The sequence below is a fragment of the Maritimimonas sp. 2405UD52-3 genome, assembly GCF_056591715.1.
The window spans coordinates 447,088-471,736 of the sequence record NZ_JBWQOL010000002.1 but is presented as its reverse complement, the minus strand read 5'-3'; the positions used below and the strand labels follow the sequence as shown (position 1 = coordinate 471,736).

The 24,649-nt window shown below is 34.8% G+C and carries 17 protein-coding genes; 12 read left to right on the top strand and 5 right to left on the bottom strand.

What is annotated here, in order from left to right; genetic code table 11:
* The first annotated feature begins 105 nt into the window (after positions 1 to 105).
* From AC1EU5_RS06440 to AC1EU5_RS06420, 5 genes are read left to right on the top strand one after another with little or no spacing between them, the layout of a single operon-like run.
* Positions 106 to 3,456 (top strand): VCBS repeat-containing protein, encoded by a 3,351-nt coding sequence (locus AC1EU5_RS06440; protein WP_480191547.1) that lies wholly within the window; start codon positions 106 to 108, stop codon positions 3,454 to 3,456.
* Positions 3,449 to 6,697 carry a VCBS repeat-containing protein gene (locus AC1EU5_RS06435; RefSeq protein WP_480191546.1) on the top strand — a complete coding sequence of 1,083 codons (3,249 nt, stop codon included), beginning with the start codon at positions 3,449 to 3,451 and terminating at the stop codon, positions 6,695 to 6,697. Before AC1EU5_RS06440 ends, AC1EU5_RS06435 begins: the two co-directional genes overlap by 8 nt.
* Positions 6,681 to 8,039, top strand: coding sequence for a vanadium-dependent haloperoxidase (locus AC1EU5_RS06430; RefSeq protein WP_480191545.1), 1,359 nt, complete (start codon positions 6,681 to 6,683; stop codon positions 8,037 to 8,039). The genes AC1EU5_RS06435 and AC1EU5_RS06430 overlap by 17 nt, the downstream gene beginning before the upstream one ends.
* A gap of 17 nt (positions 8,040 to 8,056) precedes the next feature.
* Entirely contained in the window at positions 8,057 to 8,950 is an 894-nt protein-coding gene (locus AC1EU5_RS06425) for a GyrI-like domain-containing protein (protein ID WP_480191544.1), read from the top strand.
* Positions 8,951 to 8,983: 33 nt separating this feature from the next.
* Entirely contained in the window at positions 8,984 to 10,306 is a 1,323-nt protein-coding gene (locus tag AC1EU5_RS06420; protein ID WP_480191543.1) for an MFS transporter, read from the top strand.
* A gap of 50 nt (positions 10,307 to 10,356) precedes the next feature.
* Here AC1EU5_RS06420 and AC1EU5_RS06415 read toward each other — a convergent pair whose 3' ends face one another.
* From AC1EU5_RS06415 to AC1EU5_RS06395, 5 genes are read right to left on the bottom strand one after another with little or no spacing between them, the layout of a single operon-like run.
* Complete coding sequence (locus AC1EU5_RS06415) at positions 10,357 to 11,100, bottom strand: 3-keto-disaccharide hydrolase (protein WP_480191542.1); 744 nt, start codon at positions 11,098 to 11,100, stop codon at positions 10,357 to 10,359.
* 10 nt (positions 11,101 to 11,110) lie between these two features.
* Complete coding sequence (locus AC1EU5_RS06410; protein WP_480191541.1) at positions 11,111 to 12,163, bottom strand: sugar phosphate isomerase/epimerase family protein; 1,053 nt, start codon at positions 12,161 to 12,163, stop codon at positions 11,111 to 11,113.
* Positions 12,163 to 13,302: a Gfo/Idh/MocA family protein gene (locus AC1EU5_RS06405; RefSeq protein WP_480191540.1), complete on the bottom strand. Its 1,140-nt coding sequence runs from the start codon at positions 13,300 to 13,302 to the stop codon at positions 12,163 to 12,165. The genes AC1EU5_RS06410 and AC1EU5_RS06405 overlap by 1 nt, the downstream gene beginning before the upstream one ends.
* Before the next feature lie 8 nt (positions 13,303 to 13,310).
* Complete coding sequence (locus tag AC1EU5_RS06400) at positions 13,311 to 14,540, bottom strand: nucleoside permease (RefSeq protein WP_480191539.1); 1,230 nt, start codon at positions 14,538 to 14,540, stop codon at positions 13,311 to 13,313.
* A gap of 26 nt (positions 14,541 to 14,566) precedes the next feature.
* Entirely contained in the window at positions 14,567 to 15,436 is an 870-nt protein-coding gene (locus AC1EU5_RS06395; RefSeq protein WP_480191538.1) for a sugar phosphate isomerase/epimerase family protein, read from the bottom strand.
* Between the two features lie 336 nt (positions 15,437 to 15,772).
* Here AC1EU5_RS06395 and AC1EU5_RS06390 point away from each other — a divergent pair, with 336 nt between their 5' ends.
* The 7 genes from AC1EU5_RS06390 (at position 15,773) to AC1EU5_RS06360 (ending at position 24,644) form a co-directional block, all read left to right on the top strand.
* Entirely contained in the window at positions 15,773 to 17,470 is a 1,698-nt protein-coding gene (locus AC1EU5_RS06390) for a GMC oxidoreductase (RefSeq protein ID WP_480191537.1), read from the top strand.
* Between the two features lie 2 nt (positions 17,471 to 17,472).
* Complete coding sequence (locus tag AC1EU5_RS06385) at positions 17,473 to 18,063, top strand: gluconate 2-dehydrogenase subunit 3 family protein (protein WP_480191536.1); 591 nt, start codon at positions 17,473 to 17,475, stop codon at positions 18,061 to 18,063.
* Between the two features lie 3 nt (positions 18,064 to 18,066).
* Positions 18,067 to 18,873, top strand: coding sequence for a 3-keto-disaccharide hydrolase (locus AC1EU5_RS06380; RefSeq protein WP_480191535.1), 807 nt, complete (start codon positions 18,067 to 18,069; stop codon positions 18,871 to 18,873).
* Positions 18,874 to 18,885: 12 nt separating this feature from the next.
* Positions 18,886 to 20,325, top strand: coding sequence for a Gfo/Idh/MocA family protein (locus AC1EU5_RS06375; RefSeq protein WP_480191534.1), 1,440 nt, complete (start codon positions 18,886 to 18,888; stop codon positions 20,323 to 20,325).
* 73 nt (positions 20,326 to 20,398) lie between these two features.
* Positions 20,399 to 21,424 (top strand): LacI family DNA-binding transcriptional regulator, encoded by a 1,026-nt coding sequence (locus AC1EU5_RS06370; protein WP_480191533.1) that lies wholly within the window; start codon positions 20,399 to 20,401, stop codon positions 21,422 to 21,424.
* 265 nt (positions 21,425 to 21,689) lie between these two features.
* The gene (pgmB, locus tag AC1EU5_RS06365) at positions 21,690 to 22,346 is read left to right on the top strand and encodes a beta-phosphoglucomutase (protein WP_480191532.1); all 657 of its coding nucleotides are present in this window, start codon (positions 21,690 to 21,692) and stop codon (positions 22,344 to 22,346) included.
* Between the two features lie 3 nt (positions 22,347 to 22,349).
* Entirely contained in the window at positions 22,350 to 24,644 is a 2,295-nt protein-coding gene (locus AC1EU5_RS06360; protein ID WP_480191531.1) for a glycoside hydrolase family 65 protein, read from the top strand.
* The last annotated feature ends 5 nt before the right edge of the window (positions 24,645 to 24,649 follow it).

Genomic DNA, 24,649 nt, shown 5'->3' with positions numbered 1-24,649 from the left:
TTTAACACACTTTTTTACTCTTTTATCTATGAAATTAATAGTTGTTTGAGTAGATTTGAAACCTGCTGGATAATTACAACAAACTTTTATAAAATTAATAAATTGATGAATACATCAAGAATCATAGTTTCAATAGTTTTATTATTGATGCTTGTAAACTGTAAGAAAACCGAAAATACTGATAAGTCTTCCCCAAAAGATGAAATAAAGCTATTTACATTAATGGGTTCTGAACAAACAGGAATAGATATGGTAAATAGAGTTGAAAATCAAAAGGACTTCAATATTTTCATGTATCGCAATTTTTATAATGGCGGTGGTGTTGCTATTGGTGATATCAATAATGATGGCCTGTCAGATATCTACATGACAGGTAATATGGATGCGAACAAGCTCTACCTAAATAGAGGTGATTTTACTTTTGAAGATATTTCTGAAAAAGCAGGCGTAACAGGAAATAAGCCTTGGTCTACTGGTGTAAATATGGTAGATATAAACCAAGATGGTCTTTTAGATATTTATGTAAGTAATGCAGGAAACATGAAGGGTAACAATCATGATAATGACCTTTATATAAATAATGGTGATCTTACGTTTACCGAAAGTGCGGAAAAATACAATCTCGCAAAAACCGGTTTTAGTACACATGCAGCTTTTTTCGATTATGATAAAGACGGAGATTTAGATGCATACATTTTAAATAATAGTAACATTCCGGTGAATAGTCTTGGTTACGCAGAGCAACGTCAGGTAAGAGCACAAGATTGGGAAGGTGTTCCTGAAATATTCAGAGGGGTGGGTGATATGTTGCTCAGAAATGATAATGGAAATTTTGTGGATGTTAGTGAAAAAGCAGGAATTTATGGTAGCCTTATAGGGTTTGGACTAGGGGTGATGATCACAGATATTAATAAGGATCTATACCCTGATATTTATGTCTCCAATGATTTTTATGAGAGAGATTATCTTTATATTAATAACCAAGATGGAACTTTTAAAGAGGAAATAAAAAAGTGGACTTCTCACCTAAGCCTTTCGGCTATGGGTGTTGATATAGCTGATATTAACAATGACGGTAATGCCGATATTTTTATTACAGATATGCTACCAGAAGAAGACCAGCGAGTAAAATCTGTGATGGAATTTGAAGGATATAACATTTTTAAACTAAAGCAAAGTAAAGATTTTTATCAGCAGTATATTCAAAACACATTACAACTAAATAATGGTAATGGTTCTTTTTCTGAGATAGCCTATTATAGTGGTGTTGACGCTACCGATTGGAGTTGGGCAGGAATTTTATTCGACATGGATAATGATGGCTTCAGAGATATTTATGTCACAAACGGAATCAACCATGATCTGACTGATCTCGATTTTGTGGACTTCTTTGCTAATGAAATTATCCAAGACATGGTGTTAACCGGTAAAAAGCAGGCAATTGACTCCATTATTAATAAAATGCCCGTATCTCCGCAATCAAATTACGCTTTCAAGAATAATAGGGACATCACTTTTAGTAATGAAACGAAGGACTGGGGGTTAGAACTACCGGGTCAGTCGAATGGCGTTGCATATGGGGATCTGGACAATGATGGAGATTTAGATATGGTGGTTAACAACGTGAATATGGAAGCATTTGTCTATAGAAATAATGCCGAAGCCATTACCAACAACAACTATATTAAACTAAAATTTAAAGGAAAAGGCAATAATAAATTTGCCATTGGAACAATAGTAAAATTATATTATGAAGACCATACGGTACTTCAAGAGCTCATACCTTCTCGAGGGTTTCAGTCGTCAATGGAACATACTATGACTATTGGGCTGGGGCAAGCTAAAGCGATTGACTCGATTCGAATTATTTGGCCCGATGACACCACCCAAAAGCTCACAAATATAGATGTCAATCAAACGTTAAAATTCAATCAAGATGAAGCCAAAACCAAATACATCCCAATAAAAAAACAAAACACTAGCCCCTTACTTAAAGAAGTAAGTAATGCTAAACTCATTGCGCACAAAGAAAATGAGTATAATGATTTTGATTATGAAGGTTTGATCTCAAAAAAAATATCTCAAGAAGGGCCAGCACTCGCAATTGCTGATGTAAACGGTGACGGCAATGAAGATATTTTCATAGGTGGAGCTAAGCAACAGCAAGCATCACTTTACCTAAACTATGGCAATGGTAAGTTAAAAGTAAAACCTCAGGATATTTTTAAGAATGAGGCGTCTTTTGAAGATACAGCTTCGGCATTTTTTGATGCAGATGGAGATGGAGATTTAGACTTAATGGTGGGAAGTGGTGGTAACCAAGTAAAAGAAGAAAGAAATTATAAAATACGCCTTTATTTAAATGATGGAAAAGGTAATTTTTCTAAATCCGCGAATAAGATCCCTTCAAACTTCAAAAACACTTCGGTCATTGCTCCATATGATGTTGATAATGATGGAGATGTCGATATTTTTATAGGCTCAAGAAGTGTTGTAGGAACTTATGGGGTAAGCCCCAATCATTTATTTTTAGAGAATAGTGGCAGCGGAGTTTTTGCAGATGCAACTGAGAAAATAGCATATAGCCTCAAAGATGCCGGAATGATCACTGATGCAAAATGGATAGATATTGATAACGATAATAAGAAAGACCTCGTAACGGTTTCAGAATGGGGTGTACCAACTATCTATAAAAATTCAGGTAGACGGCTGTCTAATTTTAAGACCAACTTGAACGATTTGCATGGGTGGTGGAATACTATTGAAGCAGCTGATTTGGATAAGGATGGTGATTTAGATTTTATCATTGGCAATGAAGGCAGTAATACGCACTATAAAGCATCAGAAACGAATCCTATGAAAATGTGGATCAATGATTTCGATAATAATGGAACTATTGAGCAAATAGTTACGCAGCATCATAATGGTAAAGATTACCCCATCCATCAAAAAAAGGAGCTGACGAATCAAATGGTATCACTTAAAAAACAAAATTTAAAGGCTTCTGAATATGCTAAAAAAACTGTTGATCAATTATTTCCGGAAGATATTTTCAAAAACTCTATTGAGAAAAAAGCAATTATTGCAGAGTCAGTGATTGCAATTAATAATGGTGATGGAAACTTTACCATAAAAAAATTGCCAGCCAGGGTACAACTCTCATGTGTTTGCGGTATTACCTGTGCAGATGTCAACAACGACGGCCATCTGGATATTATTTTAGGCGGAAATAATTTTGAATTTAAACCCCAGTATTCTCGCCTAGACGCCAATTATGGTAGCGTTTTACTTAATGACGGAAAACTAAATTTTAAGTGGCAAAATTATGACGAAAGTGGCTTTTTTGTCAAAGGTGAAATTAAACACATTGGTCAGTTTAAAGATAAAAACGGTAAAACCTATATTATTACAGCTATTAACGATGGTAAGCCAAAAATATACGAGATCAATGAATAAATACCTCTTTTTTCTAATATCTCTTATTCTTCTAATAGGCTGCACAAAAAAACAAGGTAGCTTATTTAAAAACCCAGGACCTGAAGAAACGGGAATTGCATTTACAAACACAATTACAGAAACTGATGAACTGAATATTTTAGATTACCTATATTTTTATAATGGTGGTGGTGTAGCCGTTGGTGATATCAATAATGATGGTTTACCCGATATTTTCCTTTCCGGAAATCAAGTAAAAAATAAATTATACCTCAATAAAGGAAATCTTGAGTTTGAAGATATTACAGAAAAGGCAGATGTGGCAGGAAATAGTAGCTGGAACACCGGTGCTGTAATGGGGGATGTCAATAACGATGGACTTTTAGATATTTATGTTTGTGCAGTAGTTGGTATGAAAGGGTTTGTTGGGTTTAATGAACTCTATATAAACAATGGAGATACGACTTTTACTGAAAGCGCTGCAAAATATGGACTAAATTTTGACTCCTATAGTTCTAATGCTGCCTTTTTAGACTATGATCTTGATGGTGACTTGGACATTTATATTCTAAATCATGCGGTACATACGCAAGAATCTTTTGGCCATGCCGATCTAAGAGAAAATCGAAATTACCAAACCGGTGACAAATTAATGCGTAATGATGGAGATAAATTCACAGACGTAAGTGAAGCAGCAGGTATATATGGTGGTATTAATGGTTATGGACTAGGCATCGCTATTTCAGATTTTAATCATGACGGATACCCTGATATTTATGTTGGTAACGATTTTCATGAAGATGACTACTACTACCTTAATAATGGTGACGGTACTTTTACCGAGAGCCTTAAAAATTATTTTGGGCATACAACAAGATTCTCAATGGGTAATGACGTTGCTGATGTAAATAATGATGGTTGGCAAGACATTTTGTCTCTTGATATGTTACCCGAAGATGAGAAGGTATTGAAATCTTCTGAAGGAGATGACAATATTCAAACGCAAAAATTACGTATAGAACGGTTCGGTTACCATTACCAGTTTACTCGAAATATGTTGTTCATAAATCAGCAAAATAGCACCTACCATGAAACCGCGCTAATGAACGGCATAGCCGCCACAGATTGGAGTTGGAGTGGTTTGTTTGCAGATTATGATCAAGACGGATGGCAAGATTTATTTATTTCAAATGGTATTCCAAAAAGGCCGAATGATATCGACTACATAAAGTTTGTTTCGAGCAATGAAATTCGAAAAAAGATCAGTACCACAAAATTAGTTGATCAAGAAGCTTTAGAATTAATGCCCTCAGGAGCCATACACAATTATATTTTTAAAGGAAATCAAAATTTAAAATTTGAAGATAAATCCAAAGAATGGATTACTCAGGATACATTAATTTCAGCAGCCACAGCCTTGGCCGATTTAGACAATGATGGTGATTTAGATATCATATCAAATAATATTAATAGCCCAGCCTCGCTATATGTAAATGTAACGAATTCAAACAGTAACTATTTAAAATTAAAATTTAATTACACTGGTAAAAATAGATTTGGTATAGGTACTAAAGTATTTTCTTATCATAATGGTAATCAACAGTATAAAGAGCTTTATACGGTGAGGGGGTTTCAAGCATCATCAGAACCTATTGTTCATTTTGGTTATGGTGAAGTAGAAACCGTTGATTCATTAAAAATTATTTGGCCGGATAAAAAATTTCAAGTAGTAAAGAATATTGATGTTAACCAAACCTTAACTATTTCACCTGAAAATACGGTTCCATTTAACTACGAATCTTTAAAGCCAAAATTAGACCTTATATTCAAAAAAGCTGAAAATAATTTAGGTATTGACTTCACACATATAGAAGACAACTATATAGATTTTAATCGTCAAAAACTCATTCCATATCAGGTTTCGGATAGAGGCCCTGCGCTAGCAATAGGTGATATAAATAATGATGGGAAGCATGATATTTTCTTTGGCGGATCAAAATTTAAACCCTCGAAAATTTATATTCAAAAAGATACCACCTTCAGTGAACAAGTAATCCCTTCAATCGCTAAAGATTCCGTTAAAGAGGATGTTTCCGCTGTAATAGAAGATTTCAATTCAGATGGAAAGAATGATCTTTTCTTAGGCTCCGGAGGAGCAGATTTCTATAATGAAATGAAGCCGTTATTAGATTCTTACTATATTAATCAAGACACTATTTTTGTGACTGCAGCATTACCCGATTACTTTGAAAATGCCTCAGTGATCAAACCCTATGATTTTGATAATGATGGTGATTTAGACCTATTTGTTGCGAGCAACGCTGTTTCAAATGATTTTGGTAAGATTCCAAATTCATACTTATTAAAAAATGATAATGGTAAGTTCTCCATTACAAAAAATAAATCCATTCAAAATAAAGGAATGATCACCGACGCTGTTTGGGATGATCTCAATGACGATGGTACTAATGATTTAATTGTTGTGGGTGAATGGATGGAACCCACATTTTTTATAAATGAAAATGGTACTTTCATAGAAACCAAGCTACTTAATAAAAATCTCAATGGATTATGGCAGGCTATTATTCCATTTGATATTGATAATGATGGAGACCAAGACTATTTATTAGGGAATTGGGGAATCAATACTAAATTCAAAGCTACGGACAAGTATCCTATGAAAATGTATTATTCTGATTTTGATTCAAATGGTACTACGGAAACGATAGTAACTACTGAAAAAAATGGCAAGTATTACCCATTAGCAAGCCTAGATGCATTATCAGAACAGATGGTTAGCTTAAAAAAGAAGTTTCCTTCATATAAAGATTATACAGGAAAAACTATCGAAGAAGTCTTAAACAAGCAACAATTAAAGAACTCAAACATCCTTAAAGTAAATACCTTAGCATCAGGTTATTTAAAAAATATTAATGGAAAGTACGAATTTATAGCGTTTCAAAAAGAATTACAGGTAGCCCCTGTTAGAGCATTTTTGAACTTTGATTTTGATGGTGATGGTAAAGAAGAAGTTCTTGCTGTTGGTAATTATTTTGGTGTAAAACCCTATCACGGACGCTTTGATTCCTTTTCCGGAGCATTGATAAAAAATGAAAATAATGTAATTTTGGGAAATAAACTTGGTTTAGATCTCACGCAAAAATCAGCTAGACATATCAATATTATTACTTTGAATAGTAAAAACTACTTAATGATCACTTTTAATAATGATAAGGTTCAGGTATATGAAATTAGCAAGTAAAACAATTGAAAAAATGATCAGACCACTAATTGCTGTATTTTTACTCGTATCAATATCATGTACAACTAAAAATGATTCGATAGAAATTTCTCCTGATGACTACCATTATTCGGTTGACAAGGTAACAGAAATTATGGTTCATGATATTTTCTCGCCACCGGTTGCAAGTAGAATATATGCCTATCCTAACATTGCCGCATATGAAATTATTGCACAACAAAATGATACTTATAAATCTCTTGAGAATCAATTGACAGATTTAAAAGCTATTCCTAAAAATGATTCTGAATCATTAAATTATCGGTTAGCGGCTTTGATTGCTCATTTGGACATAAGTAAAAGATTAATTTTTTCTGAAGACAGAATTGAAACTTACCGAGACAGCCTGTACCAGATTTGGGAGAATAAAAATGCCACCGAGTTTGAGACTGCAAAGGCCTATGGTTTAAGAGTTGCCGAATACATTGCTTCTTGGATGGACGAAGACAATTACAAACAAACACGTACCATGCCCAAATTTACGGTGAACACGAACGATCCGTCTAGATGGCAGCCCACTCCTCCATCATATATGGATGGTATAGAACCTCACTGGAATAAAATTAGACCTTTTGTTATAGATTCAGCAGCACAATTTAAGCCCGAACCTCCACCGAAATTCTCCATGGAGGAAAAATCTCTTTTTTATAAAGAACTTAAAGAAGTATATGATATAAGTGTCGATATCACTAAAAATGGTGATGAATCTGAAGAAATAGAAATTGCTCAGTTTTGGGATTGTAATCCTTATGTTTCGGTAACACGAGGACATTTGATGTTCGCAACCAAAAAGATAACACCTGGTGCACATTGGATAGGTATTGTAAAGATAGCTTCACGAAAAACAAACTCAGATTTTGACAAAACTGTGTATGCTTATACTAAGACTTCAATGGCGATAGCAGATGCATTTATTAGTTGTTGGGATGAAAAATACCGCAGTAATCTGATTAGGCCAGAAACATTGATAAATCAGCATATTGACGAAAATTGGAAACCCATTTTACAAACACCCCCATTTCCTGAATATGTAAGTGGTCATTCTGTGGTTTCAGGGGCAGCTTCAGTTGCTTTAACAGAAATTTTTGGTGACAATTTTGCTTTTGCTGATGATACAGAGTTGGCTTACGGGTTACCTATCCGAAGATTTAATTCTTTTGCTGACGCTGCCGATGAAGCAGCAATAAGTCGAATGTATGGTGGGATTCACTATAGAGCGGCAGTTGAAATTGGTGTAAAACAAGGTAGAGATTTAGGGAAATTTGTGGTTGATAATTTAACTATGCTTCAAACTTCTAATTAACAAATTTCATTTAGAGCATGAAGAAAAAAATTTCGCTAGCTATAGGTATAATTTTAACTGTATTATTGATCTGGTATCTATTTGTGAAGCCCTATGATTATTTGGTGAGATTTAATGCCAATACGTTTCCAGGAACAATTAATCAATCTATAAAAGCCTGGAACACAACATTGAAGGATTCGAAAGTCACTCAATTACCAAATGATATAACACGAATCACCCAAGAGTTAACAATCAATGATACAACTTATATTTACAACTGGAAATTACAAGCACTAACTGATTCTACATCTAAAATAAAAGTATATGTTAAAGATGTAGAAAATAGTCTTATCAACAAAATTAGAATCCCTTTTTTTGAGACTGATTTTGAAAAAACAACTAAGAAAACTTTATTAAAATTCAATGATCAACTTAGAGATCATCTTAACAAGATTAAGCTAAGCATTGTTGGCAAGGATACCTTTGCTGGCACCTATTGTGCTTATGTTCCTATAAAAAATATTCAGTTACACAAAGCAAATGGAATGAAACAGAATTATGCCTTTTTAAGTGCTTTTGTTGCCAAAAATGGTATTGAATTAAATGGCACTCCCATGGTTGAAATTACAAAATGGGATCAAAATACAGATAGTATATACTACAACTTTTGCTATCCAATTGTAAAATCAGATTCTTTGCCAGATCATGATATCATAAAATATAAACAATTAAATAGCGGGCCTGCTTTGAAGGCAGAATATATCGGTAACTATATCACTTCGGACAGAACTTGGTATGCTCTTATGGATTATGCTGAACGGAAGAAAATAGAGGTTGTGCCGCCGCCAATAATAGAAGTTTATAATAATAACCCAAGTATGGGTGACGAATTAAATTGGAAAACAGAGGTTTATATGCCAATTCGGTAAAAATTTCCTACTTTTAAAAGAAATCTAACTCAAATGAACTTACGCCCTATAAAGCCTAAACTCTCCTTTTGGCAAATTTTAAATATGAATGTTGGATTCTTGGGGATTCAATATAGTTTTGGTTTACAGCAGACCGCGATAAATCCAATTTTTCTTTATTTAGGTGCCTCTGAAGAAATGCTTCCTATCTTGAATATTGCAGGTCCGGTAACCGGTTTAATCGTTCAACCTATTATTGGAGCTATGTCTGATAAAACATGGTCAGCTCGTTGGGGAAGACGTAAACCCTATTTTTTGATAGGAGCTATCATTGGCAGTTTATGCTTATTTGCTTTTCCAACAAGCCCATTTTTATGGTTTGCTGTAGGATTGTTATGGATATTAGATGTTGGTAATAATATGGCCATGGAGCCTTATCGTGCGTTTGTGGGTGATAAACTACCAGAAAAACAATTGAGTTTAGGTTACCAAATGCAAAGTCTGTTTGTAGGAGCTGGTATTCTCTTAGCTAATGGCTCTATTGTGCTTTTTCAAAAGTTATTAGGTGATGAGTCAATTGAAGTAGCTGGTTCTATTCCTAAATGGTTGTATTATTCGTTTTATATAGGAGGTATTCTATCAATAACAACCATCTTATGGTCCGTTCTTAAAACTCCAGAAATACCACCAAGTGATGAAGAATTGGCGGAGATTAATCATAATAAGGCCCAACCATTGGGAGTTCGTATTGGTAAACCATTTAAAGAAATAGCTGATGCCATTAAAGAAATGCCGAAATTTATGTGGAAGGTTGCTGCTGTATATTTATTTCAATGGTATGCCTTGTTTGTTTATTGGCAATATATAACGCCTCTATTTAAGTTAACTATGGGTTATTCTACCTCAGAAGCAGCTTCACAGTCAGCTCAAATGAGCCTTACTTATAACATTGTAACAATGCTAGTTGCTTTAGCTTTGGTTCCTCTAACGTTGAAGTACGGTGGGAAAAAGGTATATGCATTAAGCTTAGTTGGAACGGCAATTGCGTTATTTTCAATTCCATTCATAACTGATCCACTGTTAGTATTGGCACCAATGGTTTTGTTTGGCATCGGGTGGGCAGCTATGATGGGAATTCCATATACTATGGTTTCAAAAGTGGTTCCACAAGAGCGAAGAGGTGTCTATATGGGAATTTTGAATATGATGATTGTTATTCCAATGGGTATAGAAACCTTAACATTTGGACCTATTTATAAATTTTTACTAGGAGGCAATGCAATCAACGCGATGTTATTCGCAGGTGTATTTTTTGCCATAGCGGCAATATTAGCAATGAGATTGAATATCCCTAAAACTGCAGAATCTGAAGCATAAAAAAGGTAATCATGAAAAAGCACACTTATGTAGCAGTATGCCCTTTTATTTTATAGCTTTTTAATTTTAATATTTCGAAACCAAACAATGTCAGAATGGTCTTGTAAACCTATATGTCCTTTATGGTATTTTCCAAAACCTTCCCAGTCTTTAAACTTTGAATTGGCCACCATAGCATCCCACTTCTCTCCATGAACCGGAAATGTAAATGCTTCCTCCCCATTCATGGTAACAGAAGCTACATTATTTTTATGATCGACTTTTAAAATGCATTCATTCCATTCTCCCGCAGGTTTAATTAAATCATCTGGGCAGGCAATCATATCGTATAGAGAACCTGCTTTATGTGTACCTTCAGCTACAAATGAATCAGGATGCAGTTCATTATCCAAAACTTGAATTTCAGGGCCTGTTTGATAGGCTTCAGGAAATTTTTCATCTTCAAAAACACTCCAGAAAATACCACTGTTTCCCTTTTCTGATACTTTCCATTCTAATGACAGCACAAAGTCTTTAAATTTCTGTTTTGAAATAATATTTTTACCTCCTTTATCACTTGGTGTAAATTTCATAGCATCACCATCTATCGTCCACTCTTTATAAATACTATCAGATAAATAACCTCTCCAGTTGTCTAAGGAACTACCATCGAAGAGTACTATCCAATCATTTTCTTTTTCCATCTTTTGTTCAATTCTTTCATCTGTCTTTTCTGCTACACTTTCTTTTTTATCCTTTTTACAGGATACAATAAAAGCTATGCAAAGGATACTTAAGCCAATAAGTTTTTTCATTTGTTTAAAATTAGAGTCCTAATATATTTTTTAATTGTGTTTTATCTACTTCAGCACCTGCAAAATCGTCAAAAGCCTTTTTTGTAGCTTCAATAATATGATCTTGAATAAATTTAGCACCTTCGCGTGCACCCTGTTCAGGTGATTTAATACAACACTCCCATTCCATAACAGCCCAAACATCACAACCATATTGTGTGAGTTTTGAGAAGATGGTTTTAAAATCTATTTGCCCATCACCAGGAGAACGATAACGCCCAGCGCGATTCCCCCAGTCATTATAGCCACCAAAAACTCCTTTTTTTCCTGTAGGATTAAATTCCGAATCTTTTACATGAAACGCTTTTATAAACTCATGATAGTGATCTATGTATTCAATATAATCCAGCTGCTGTAATACAAAATGTGATGGATCATATAAAATGTTTACACGTCTATGATTGCCTGTTGCTTCTAAAAAGCGCTCAAACGTGTCACCATCATGAATATCTTCACCAGGATGTACCTCATAACAAACATCAACACCCTGTTCATCAAAATGGTTTAAAATTGGCAGCCAACGCTTTGCTAATTCTTCAAAGCCCATTTCTACAAGTCCAGGAGGGCGCTGCGGCCAAGGATGAAAAGTATGCCATAATAAAGCCCCAGAAAATGTGGCATGTGTTTTTAATCCTAAATGTTTACTTGCTGTGGCAGCATTTTTTACAGTTTGTATAGCCCATTCTGTTCTAGCTTTAGGATTGCCTTTACAATTATCAGGAGCAAAATTATCAAACATGATATCGTAGGCAGGATGCACCGCAACCAATTGTCCTTGTAAGTGTGTTGAGAGTTCTGTGATTTCTAAACCGTAAGAGTTTATTTTTCCCTTTAGTTCATCACAATAGTCTTTACTATTGGCGGCAAGATCAAGGTCGATCAATCTTGATTCCCAAGTAGGAATTTGAATACCTTTATACCCTAACTCTGATGCCCATTTACAAAGACCATCTAAAGAATTAAATGGTGGTTTATCATCCATGAATTGAGCAAGAAAAACCGCAGGTCCTTTAATAGTCTTCATTATTCTTCAATTTTTATCCAGATATTTCCTTTTTGATGAGATTCTACAGCTTTTTCTATAAAACTCATACCTCTAAGTCCATCTAATAGCGTTGGAAATTCTCCATGATCATAAGGTTCACCCGAAATAGCCTTGGCTACACCTTTATAAATATTACCCATTGAATCAAAGATGCCTTCAGGATGCCCTGGTGGTAGCTTTGTGCCTTCTAAAGAAAGTTCGCTATTATAACTATGGCCAGGCTTCATTATTTGTTGCACTCCATCTTCTTCAAGGAAATATAAATAATTAGGATTCTCTTGTTCCCATTTTAACCCACCTTTATCACCATATACTTTAACAATAAAACTATTTTCTTCACCTGTAGCAATTTGACTCGTGCAGATCGTGCCTTTTACACCATTTTCACATCTAATTAGAACAGTGCCATCAATATCCATTTTGTTGTCTTGGTATAAATAATTCAAATCTGCAAGTACAGTATCTATTTTCAGTTGTGTAACATATTCTAACATATCAAAAGCGTGTGTGCCAATATCACCTATACAACAACTTATACCAGATTTTTCAGGATTCAAACGCCATGTTGTAGAACGCTTTTCTTTGTCGTGAATAATAGGGTTGATCCAACCTTGATAATACTGTGCATCTATTTTTTGAAGCTTTCCAAGTCTTCCTTCTTCAATCATTTTACGCATCTGCCGTACCATTGGATAGCCGGTATAGGTATATGTTACTGCAAAAACAGCTTTTGTCATTGCTAAAGTTTCTTGAAGTATTTTTGCTTCTTCAAAATTCATGGTCATAGGCTTTTCACAAATAACACTAAACCCATTCTCAAGAAGCTTTTTAGCCATAGGAAAATGCAAAAAATTGGGTGTAAGTATAGAGACAACTTGCATTCGTTCAGAAATAGGAAGCTTATTTTCCTCTTCTATTAGTGTATCAAAATCTTTATAAACCCTATCTGTAGCTAGGCCAATTTTCTTGGCAAAATCAACATTATCATTGAAATTCGGGTTAAAAACACCTCCAACAATTTGATACCTATCATACATGGCTGAAGCCACTCGATGCAGAACACCAATTAGAGAATCACCACCACCACCAAGAATACCTAAACGTATTTTATTACTCATTGATTTTCTTATTCTTTATATTCAACTTTTTCATTTTTAAATAATACTGCAAACAAAATAAGTACTATAACAGCAAATATTGCAGGAAAAATCCAAACGCCACTCCAATTATGAATTCCTTCAGAAATCAGATTTCTATCAACTATTTTTCCGGCAACCCAAAAACCAACGAGCATACCCACACCATATGTTGCTAATGTTATTAGCCCTTGTGCAGCACTTTTTACTTTCTCTCCAGCTTTCGAGTCGGTGTAGATTTGTCCAGACACAAAAAAGAAATCATAACAAATACCATGCAATGCTATTCCTATTACAAGCATAAAGAATAGATCTCCTGCATTTCCATAAGCAAACAATAAATAACGGATGCCCCAAGCTAACATACCGAATAGAATAGTCTTCTTAAACCCATATTTTTTAAAGAAAAAAGGTAATAGTAACATAAAGGCCACTTCTGAGATCTGCCCTAATGACGCCCATGTTGTAGAGTTTTCAACTTTATTTTCTGTTAGAAATAAGCTTATATTTTGATAATAGAAAGCTAAAGGAATACAGATAAGTACTGAAGAGATAAAAAAGATTAAGAAATTTTTATCTTTTAATAGTTTGAGTGCATCTAACCCTAGAATATCTGAAATGGTAACTTTTTCACCTTTTCTAACACTTGGAGGCGTTTTTGGCAATGTAAAACTAAATAATCCTAGTATAGCTGAAGCGATAGCCACCATTAAAAAAGTGTTTGACAATTGACCTTGTTGAATATTCTCAATGGAATCCCATTTAAAAGCAAGGCTAATGATCCAACCGGCTACGATCCAACCTATTGTTCCAAAAACTCTGACAAAAGGGAATTGTTTTGCAGGGTCACTCATTTGATTAAATGATACTGAATTTACCAGAGCCAATGTGGGCATATATGCAATCATATAACCTAATACATATGGGTAAAATGTACTAAACTCAGTTGTTTGAGACATTTGATACATTAGAATTGCACCTACTAAATGGAGTACTCCTAAAATCCTTTCAGCATTAAAAAAACGATCAGCAATTAGACCAATGATAAAAGGCGCAATGATTGCTCCCCAAGATTGGGTGGAGTATGCCATTCCTGTTTCTGCTCCCGTGGCTTTAAGATTATTTCCTAAAAAAGAACCTAGCGTTACAAACCAGCCTCCCCAAATAAAAAATTCAAGGAACATCATAAAAGAGAGCTGAAATTGTATAGTTTTTTTCATTATATTGAGTTAGTTATATGAGGGGGTTAATTCAATTCTTTAGCAACTTTTAGCAGTAAATCTTTAGTGGCTTTTATACCTTCTTCTTCGCTGAGTCTACTACCTTCATATTCCACACCAATATAGCCAGTATAACCTGCATCCTTTACTACTTGTAGCATTTTTTTATAATCAATCTTGGTTTCATTTCCATTTTCATCAAAATCATATGACTTAGCACTTACTGCTTTCGCAAATGGCATTAAAAGCTCAATCCCTTTATACATATCAGAATATTCCTCAACACACTCACCCCATTTTTCACCATCCTTTCGCTTGATGCACCAGTTGCCAAAATCAGGTAGTGTGCCGCAATTTTCCATATTTACCGCTTTCATTACTTGAACTACTTTAGGTGCATCAGAAGATAACCAACCGTGATTTTCTACCAATACATTTACATTTTTGGTAGTAGCATAGGTAGATAATTTTCGTAAGCCATCTTCAGCAGTTTTTAACCATATGTCAGAATCATTGGTGCCAAAGGTGTTCACGCGTATGGAATGGCACCCTAAATGTGCAGCAGCATCCACCCACTTTTTGTGATTTTCAACAGCCTGATCTCTCTCTTTTTCATCAATAGCAGCGAGATCACCTTCACCATCCACCATAATAATAAGGTTCTTCATGTTGTGTTCTTTACTTTTTACTTTTAACATAACCAGTAATGAATCCATACCAATAGATTCAAGTTGCTTATTATAAAGCTGACTAACATATTCTAATCCTTCAAAACCTAACTCCTTTGCCCTTTGAGCAAAATCTGTGGGATCTGCTCCTTCAAATCTAATGCCCTTGTTTAATGACCATTGTGCTAGTGATAGTTTGAAAAATGGTTTGATTGTTTCTTTTTTCATTGGTTCTTCATTTTTTGCTGTTTTTTTATCTTGTTTACAAGCAAAAATTAAGAAGCTTAGCAAAAAAAGACAACAAAATTTTCGAAGATAATTTATGGATAATTTCATAAGTGTTAAATTATTTAGTAGAGGTACTAAAGTTACTATTTATATAAAGAACGTCTAATACGAATTACGAAAACGTTTTAGTAAAAAATGCCTGTTAAAAAAAGCGGTATTTTTTGGAATATTCTTTACATTTAGGCTTGAATTTTTACACATTGACAATTATAGTTGGGTAAAAATGCAAAAATAATAGTTTTTGGAATATACTAACTAATGAATAACTAAATAAAAATGAACATTCAACAAGAGTATGATGCTATTGTAGTAGGAACAGGTATTAGTGGGGGCTGGGCTGCTAAAGAATTATGTGAAAAAGGTTTGAAAACCCTCGTGTTAGAGAGAGGTCGTATGGTAAAGCATATTCAAGATTACCCAACAATGAATAAAGACCCCTGGGATTTTGAGCCTGGTGCAAATGTTATTACAGAGAAGACCAGGGAACGAAAAGCAAAGCAAAGTAGAACAGGGTATACTACACGAGAAGCGAGCAAACACTGGTTTGTTGATGATGTAAAACACCCTTATAACGAAACAAAACGTTTTGACTGGATGCGTGGATATCATGTAGGAGGTCGTTCAATTATGTGGGGGCGACAAAGCTATCGATTAAGTGACCTTGATTTTGAAGCTAATAAAAAGGAAGGTATTGCTGTTGATTGGCCTATTCGTTATAAAGATATTGCACCTTGGTATGATTATGTAGAAGAATATATAGGAGTAAGTGGAGAAAATTTAGGATTACCACAGTTACCTGACGGTAAATTTGGTCCACCTATGCAATTGAATTGTTTAGAAACGCATGTAAAGGATAAGATTGCTGAAAATTATAAAGACAGAGTGCTTACTATCGGAAGAACCGCTCATATTACAGGTGATAAAGAATACGAAGGCCGTGGAAAATGTCAATACAGAGACAGGTGCATACGCGGATGCCCTTTTGGAGGTTATTTCAGTAGTAATTCTTGTACTTTACCGGCAGCAGAGAGGTCAAGTAACATGACACTGCGCCCTAACTCAATTGTTTATGAGGCTATTTATGATGATAAATTAAAACGAGCTACAGGAGTGCGTGTTATTGACACAGAAACTAAGGAGAAACTTACATTTAATGCAAAAATTATTTTCTTGTGCGCCTCTGCTATTGCCTCTGCTTCTATTTTAATGCAATCTAAATCAGAGCGTTTCCCTAATGGATTGGGGAATGATTCAGGAGAGTTAGGTCACAATATTATGGATCATCATTTTACAGCTGGTGCCTCGGGTAAGTATAATGGCTTTGATGATAAATATTATAAGGGTAGAAGAGCCAATGGCATTTACATTCCTCGTTTTAGAAACTTAGGTGATGAGGATACCAAGAAAGAATTTTCTAGAGGGTATGGTTATCAAGGTGGTGCCGGACGTTGGGGAGCATCAGAATATGTTGCTGAAGCTGCCTATGGCCCTGAACTTACAGAAGCAATCTTAAAGCCTGGAGAATGGAGAATGACCTTGAACGGTTTTGGTGAATGTTTGCCTTATCATGAAAATAAAATGACATTAGATTATGATAAATTAGATGAATGGGGCTTACCCACAATTACCTTTGATGCTGAGTGGAAAGAAAACGAATGGGAAATGCGTAAGGATATGATTCAACAAGCTATAGAAATGCTTGAAAAAGCAGGACTTGAAGATATACAACCTATGGATAGACCAGGAGCGCCAGGATTGGGAATTCATGAAATGGGAACGGCTCGAATGGGTAGAGACCCCAGGACATCTGTATTAAATGAATTTAATCAAGTACACACAGTTCCTAATGTTTATGTTACTGATGGTGCCTGTATGACCTCTGCAGGATGTCAAAATCCTTCATTGACATACATGGCCTTAACGGCCAGAGCAGCCGACCATGCTGCGAAACAAATCAAAAAAATGAAAGCATAATTATGGATAGAAGAGAAGCAATAAAAGGTTTAGGACTGTCATTTGGTTTGGTGGTTGCTACTCCTACAGTGATAAGCCTACTACAAAGTTGTAAAAGCGAGCCAAAAATTGATTGGACTCCTGAGTTTTTCTCTCCTGAAGAAGGACAAACTATTAAGAAATTGGTTGAGTTGATTTTACCGAAAACGGAAGTTTTACCCGGAGCTACTGATGTGAATGTACCTGAATTTATTGATAAATATGCTTCACAGGTTGCTAGTAAAGAAGATCAAGAAGGTTTTAAGAAAGGTCTAATAGCAATAGCTAAAGCCACGGGTAAACCTATTGGCAAGGCATCTGATGACGACTATAATAAATTATTAGCTAAATATTTGAAAGCTACTCCTGAGCAAATACAAGCATTTCAAGAAAACGAAGATGAAAAAGCTGTTTTTGAAGCTTTAATTGGGCTCAGAGAAATCTCTATCTGGGGTTATAAGACAAATCAGAAAGTAGGAATGGAAATATTACCATATGACCCAGTACCAGGTGAGTATATAGGTTGTGTTTCATTAGAAGAAGCTACCGGAGGTAAAGTTTGGTCATTATCTTAAAAAATGAAACACTTTTCTCTCATAACAATCTCTTTTCTAATATTCATTTGGGGTTGCAAAGAGAAAAATGAAAGTACTATTGCAGAAAAAGTAAGCACTTCTGAAAATTGGATTTCCCTTTTTAATGGTAAAGATTTGACCGATTGGGTAGTAAAGATCAACGGGTATCCTGTTGGGGAAAATGTATTTAATACATTTCAAGTTGAGAATGGGGTGATGAAAGTATCATACGAAAATTACCAAGATTTTGGTGAATTATATGGGCATATTTTCTATAAAACACCATTTTCAAATTACAAGTTACAATTAGAATATCGATTTGTGAGTGATCAAGCTCCAGGAGGAGAAGCTTGGGCAACAAAAAACAGTGGAGTGATGTTGCATGCGCAATCTCCTGAAAGCATGGGTTTAAATCAAGGGTTTCCAATTTCTTTAGAAGCACAATTTTTAGGTGGAGTAGAGGAAGGTAAGGAAAGACCTACTGCAAATTTATGTACTCCTGGAACGCATGTGGAAATAGATGACATACAGATTACTGAACATTGTATTAATTCTTCTTCAAAAACCATTTACGATGGTCGCTGGGTGCAAATGGAAGCATTGGTTTTAGGTGATTCTTTGATTACTCATTCCGTTGATGGTAAAGAAGTCATACGTTATTCTAAACCTGTTTATGGCGGAGACTTTACGCCTGACAAAAAGCAATGGAAAGTTAGAGATGGGCAACCGCTTCAACATGGATATATTGCTTTACAAAGTGAAAGTCACCCTATAGAATTTAGAAATATAGAGCTGCTAAAGCTTGATTAATAAGATATCATTATGCGGAAAAAAGATACTACTTCAAGAAGGAATTTTATTAAAAGTGCTTCATTAGCTTTTGCAGGAATTAGTATAGTGCCAAGGCATGTTTTAGGTAAAGGATTCATCCCGCCAAGTGATAAGCTAAATATTGCAGCTATTGGGGGTGGAGGTAAAGGATTTTCTGATGCTGTTCATGCATGGAATAATGGTACATCAAATATGGTAGCTATTTGCGATGTTGATTGGAATATGGCTGCAAACGCTTTTAAGAAATTCCCTAAAGCCAAGAAGTATAAAGATTTTAGAAAGTTATTAGACGAGTTAAAGGAAGTTGATGCTTTAACAATTTCTACTCCAGATCATACGCATGCTGTCATTGCTATTGCTGCTATGAAATTAGGAAAACATGTATATGTACAGAAACCGTTAACCCATAATATTTATGAAGCACGAAAACTTACCGTAGCTGCTAATGAATATAAAGTAGTAACACAAATGGGCAATCAGGGAGCCTCAGGTGATGGGGTGCAACAGATGATAAAATGGTTTGATGAAGGAAAATTAGGCAATGTGCAAAAGGTGCATGTATGGACAAATAGACCCGTATGGCCACAAGGAATACCATCACCAACTGATACATCAAAAATGATGGATGGGTTAGATTGGGACGTATGGATAGGCCCAGCCAAAATGGTTGATTACCATCCCTTATATCATCCATTTAAATGGCGGGGTTGGTGGAATTTTGGTACTGGAGCCTTAGGAGATATGGGTTGTCATTTAATCGATCCGCCATATCGAGTTTTAGGATTAGGGTATCCTACAGAAGTGGAAAGTAGTGTAGCAGCAGTCTATATTAAAGATTGGGTGCCTGAGTATTTACCCGAATCGTGCCCACTATCATCTAGGACGCAATTAAAGTTTAAAGCTACGGATAAAAATCCAGTGGATGTTACGATGACTTGGACTGATGGAGGGTTACGGCCTTTCCATCCGGAACTGATTCCAGCTGATCATTCTATTGGAGATAATAATAGTACTAATGGTGTGATCATGATTGGTGAAAAGGGTATTATGACTTGTGGTACATATGGAAAAAATCCAAAAATATACTTTAATAATGGTGAAGTTTTAACTTATGAACACAAAGAGAGTGCTCTTCCTGAGCACGGTCATCAAGTCAGTTGGGTTGAAGCTTGTAAAGAAGGTTTTGGTAAGTCAAAACATAAAGCACTAACTTCTTCATTTAATTTTGCAGGCCCTTTAACAGAGTCAGTTTTAATGGGTAATCTGGCTATTAGAAGTTATTTGGTGCGTAAACCAAGAAGGGATGGTAGAGGCCATAATTATCCGGGTAGAAAAAAGCTGTTATGGGATGGTAAAAACATGCAAATCACGAATTTTGATGCTGCCAATCAGTTTGTAAAACGCGAGTATAGAGAAGGATGGAGTTTATGATAATTTTAATTTAGTATTGCTAAAATGTTTCGTACTTTGGGGCAGGTTTATGTACTCAAGCACCAATCTATAGATGAAACCCAAATTAACGATTAAAGATATTGCTCGTGAGCTTGATGTTTCTATTTCTACTGTTTCAAAAGCATTAAAAGATAGCCATGAAATAAGTATAGAAACTCGTGAACGTATCAAAGCTTTTGCAAAGTTTCACAATTACAAACCAAATAGTCTAGCACTGAAGCTTAGAAGTCAAAAAACCTTGACGATAGGTGTAATTATTCCTGAAATTGTACATCATTTTTTTTCAACAGTACTTAGAGGAATAGAAGATTTTGCAAATAGTAAAGGCTATAATGTGATGATATGTCTTTCTAATAAATCACATGAAAAAGAAGTAAAAAGTATAGAAACGCTATTGGATGGTAGTGTAGATGGTATGCTTTTATCTACGGCTCTAGAAACACAACATAAAAAAGATTACAGACATATACAAAAACTGCTTGACGAGAAGTTTCCGGTGGTTTTATTTGATAATGTTGTTGAAGATTTGGTTTGTGATAAAGTAATTATCAATGATGAGGGTGGCGCACAAAAGGCTACTGAGAAATTGATAGAATCTGGTTGTAAACGTATTGCATTGTTGAAGTCTCCTGATTATGTTAGAATAGGAGCTTTACGTAAAAAAGGATACCTGAAAGCCTTAACAAAACACAATATCTCTTTTGATGAAGAATTGATCATAGATGTCAGTGAGGATGAAAATATTCAGGAAAAAATTTCTGTCCTATTTGAAAATATTGAACAATATCCTGATGGCATATTGGCATCTAATGGAGAAATTTTTGCAAGTACGGCTATGCAATTAGCAAAGGATAAAGGTCTGAAAGTTCCTGATGATATAAGCATTATTACTTTTACTGATGGTTTGATTTCTAAATACTCTTCTCCGCCACTGACAGCTTTGGTTCAACACGGTTTTGAAATGGGTAAACAAGCGGTAGAATTACTTATACATAGAATAGAAAACAAAGAAGAAGAAATAGCTTTTCAAAAAAAGGTATTGTCTACCAACTTAAAATTGAGACAGTCTACAAAATAAATAATGCGGGCTTTATTGTATTATTAATAGGAAAGCATTGATAAGGCTTTTCAAAGATTCTTGAAAATAATATGATAATGTAATTAAAACTAAAAAATAGCACTATTCCGTTTTCGTGTGAAAAAATCTGAATCTAAATTATAAGCCTTCTCTAAAGAAATTTTAAATTAGTATTCTTCAAAAAACAAAATTTAAACAAAGAAAATTAAAAACTGATTTCCTATTAAGAATCAATTTAATTAAATGTAAAACAAACATAAAATTAATGAATAAAAAGGGATTTATTTTTGACTTAGATGGTGTCATCGTAGATACAGCACACTTTCATTACTTAGCCTGGAAGAATACAGCAGCTGAGCTAGGTTTCAATTTAACTGAAGAATTAAATGAGCAGTTAAAAGGTGTAAGTAGAATTGGTTCTTTACAAAAAATATTAGACTGGGCAGGGGTTTCTATTGAGCAAGAAAAGTTTGATAAACTTACAGCCGAAAAAAACATAGAATATCTAACGTATGTTAATAACATGGACACAAAAGATATTCTTGTGGGTGTTGAAGATTTTTTGAATAAGCTTAATAAGCAAGGACACCCAATAGCATTAGGATCAGCAAGTAAGAATGCTACTACTATTTTGGCAAAAGTGGGCTTATTACATATGTTCGATACCATTGTAGATGGAAATAGTGTAACCAAGGCTAAACCAGACCCTGAGGTATTTTTGATTGGTGCAAAACAATTGAGAGTTGCCCCAGAAGATTGTATAGTATTTGAAGATTCTGTAGCCGGAGTTACAGCTGCTAATGCGGCAAGTATGATATCTATTGGTATAGGAAGCGAAGATGTGTTAGGGCATGCCAACCAAGTATATAAAGATTTTACCGAATTTGAAGCTAATTTTATTGAGCAACTAATAACTAATTAAGAAATGAATCAAGATTATATCATACCAAACGAATGGTCAATTATTGAAGAAGGTTTTGACAAGGAGCGTGTAAAATCATCTGAAAGTTTATTTAGTATTGGTAACGGCGCTATGGGACAACGTGCTAACTTTGAAGAACAATATTCTGGTGATACTTTTCGGGGAAGTTATATTGCTGGGGTTTATTACCCTGATAAAACCAGAGTAGGTTGGTGGAAGAACGGGTATCCGGAATACTTTGCAAAAGTGTTGAATGCTCCAAACTGGATAGGTATTAACGTTCATTTAAATGACGAGGTATTGGATTTAAACACCTGTAAAGAAGTAGCCGATTTCCGTCGTGAACTAAATATGCAAGAAGGCTGGTTATCAAGAAGCTTTACTGCTACTTTACCCAATGATATACAAGTAAAAATTGAAGTTAAGCGATTTTTAAGTCTTGACTTAGATGAGTTAGGTGTTATTAATTATAGTATTACTCCGGTCAATCAAGATGTAGTAATAACTTTTGAACCATACTTAGATAGTGGTATTCACAATGAAGACTCAAACTGGGATGATCAGTTCTGGAATACCTTTGATGTTACTATTGAAGGAGAACAAGCATTTGTTCAGGCGCATACAATGAAAACTAATTTTCATACCTGTACGTTCATGCAATCTCAAGTATATTTAAATGGAAATAAATTAACGTTAACGCCAGAATCAAACGCTTCAGAAACCAGGGTTTCATTTACATACAAGCGTAAAACTGCTAAAGGTGAAACTTTAAGTATTCAAAAATATGCGGGCTATACTGTTGACAGAAATCATGATAAGTCTGAGCTGGTGAATGCAGCAATAGAGGTTTTAAGTAAAGGACTTGAGTTAGGTTTTGATACTTTATTAGAAAAACAAAAAGAAGCTTGGGCAAAGATTTGGGAGATGGCAGATATTACCATTGAAGGAGATATAAAAGCTCAGCAGGGAATCCGCTTTAATATCTTGCAATTAAATCATACATATCTTGGGACAGACTCTAGATTAAATATTGGGCCTAAAGGATTTACCGGTGAAAAATATGGAGGTAGTACCTATTGGGATACTGAAGCCTATTGTATTCCTTTCTATATGGCTACTAAAGATCAACAAGTGGCCAGAAATTTATTAACGTATAGATACAATCAGTTAGACAAAGCGATTGAAAATGCTGAGAAATTAGGTTTCAAAGATGGTGCTGCTCTTTATCCTATGGTAACCATGAATGGTGAAGAGTGTCATAATGAATGGGAAATTACTTTTGAAGAAATTCATAGAAACGGAGCTATTGCTTTTGCTATCTTCAACTATCATCGTCATACAGGCGACTTCAGTTATATCCCAGAAAAAGGGTTAGAAGTGTTAATTGGGATAGCACGTTTCTGGAACCAAAGAGCGACCTATTCTAAACACAAAGAAAAATATGTCATCTTAGGGGTGACAGGCCCTAATGAATACGAAAACAATATCAATAATAACTGGTATACTAATTATATTGCTAAATGGTGTTTAGAGTATGCTGTAGAATGTATAGGGGAAGTAAAGAGCGATTACCCTGATGATTTTAAGCGCATTATTGAAGCCACAAATTTAAAAGGAGAAGAGATGTATCATTGGATGAAAGTGGCTGATAATATGTGCTTCCCATATTCAGAAAAACACGATGTCTATTTGCAGCAAGATGGGTTTTTAGATAAAGAGTTGATTACTGTAGATAAGCTAGATAGATCGGAACGTCCTATCAATCAAAAATGGAGTTGGGATCGTATTTTACGTTCTCCTTATATTAAGCAGGCTGACACGCTACAAGGATTCTATTTCTTTGAAGATCATTTTTCAAAAGAAGAGTTAGAGCGTCATTTTGATTTCTATGAGCCTTTTACAGTACATGAAAGTTCGTTGTCACCATGTGTACATAGTATTCAAGCTGCAAAATTGGGTAGAATGGAACAAGCATACACCTTTTATTTAAGAACCTCAAGACTAGATTTAGACGACTATAATAAGGAAGTTGAGGAGGGATTGCATATTACCTCTATGGCTGGCACATGGATGAGTATAGTGGAAGGTTTTGGAGGTATGCGTGTTAAAAATGATACGTTGTGTTTTACACCACAAATACCAAAACAATGGCAAGGTTATTCGTTTAAGGTAAATTTCAGAGGACAAATTCTTAAAGTTAGTGTTACCCAAGACGACACTAAATTTGAATTAGAAGGTGACAAGGTGATTGATATTAAAGTAAATGGTAAAAAATTAACTGTAAGACCCAAAATGTAATCACT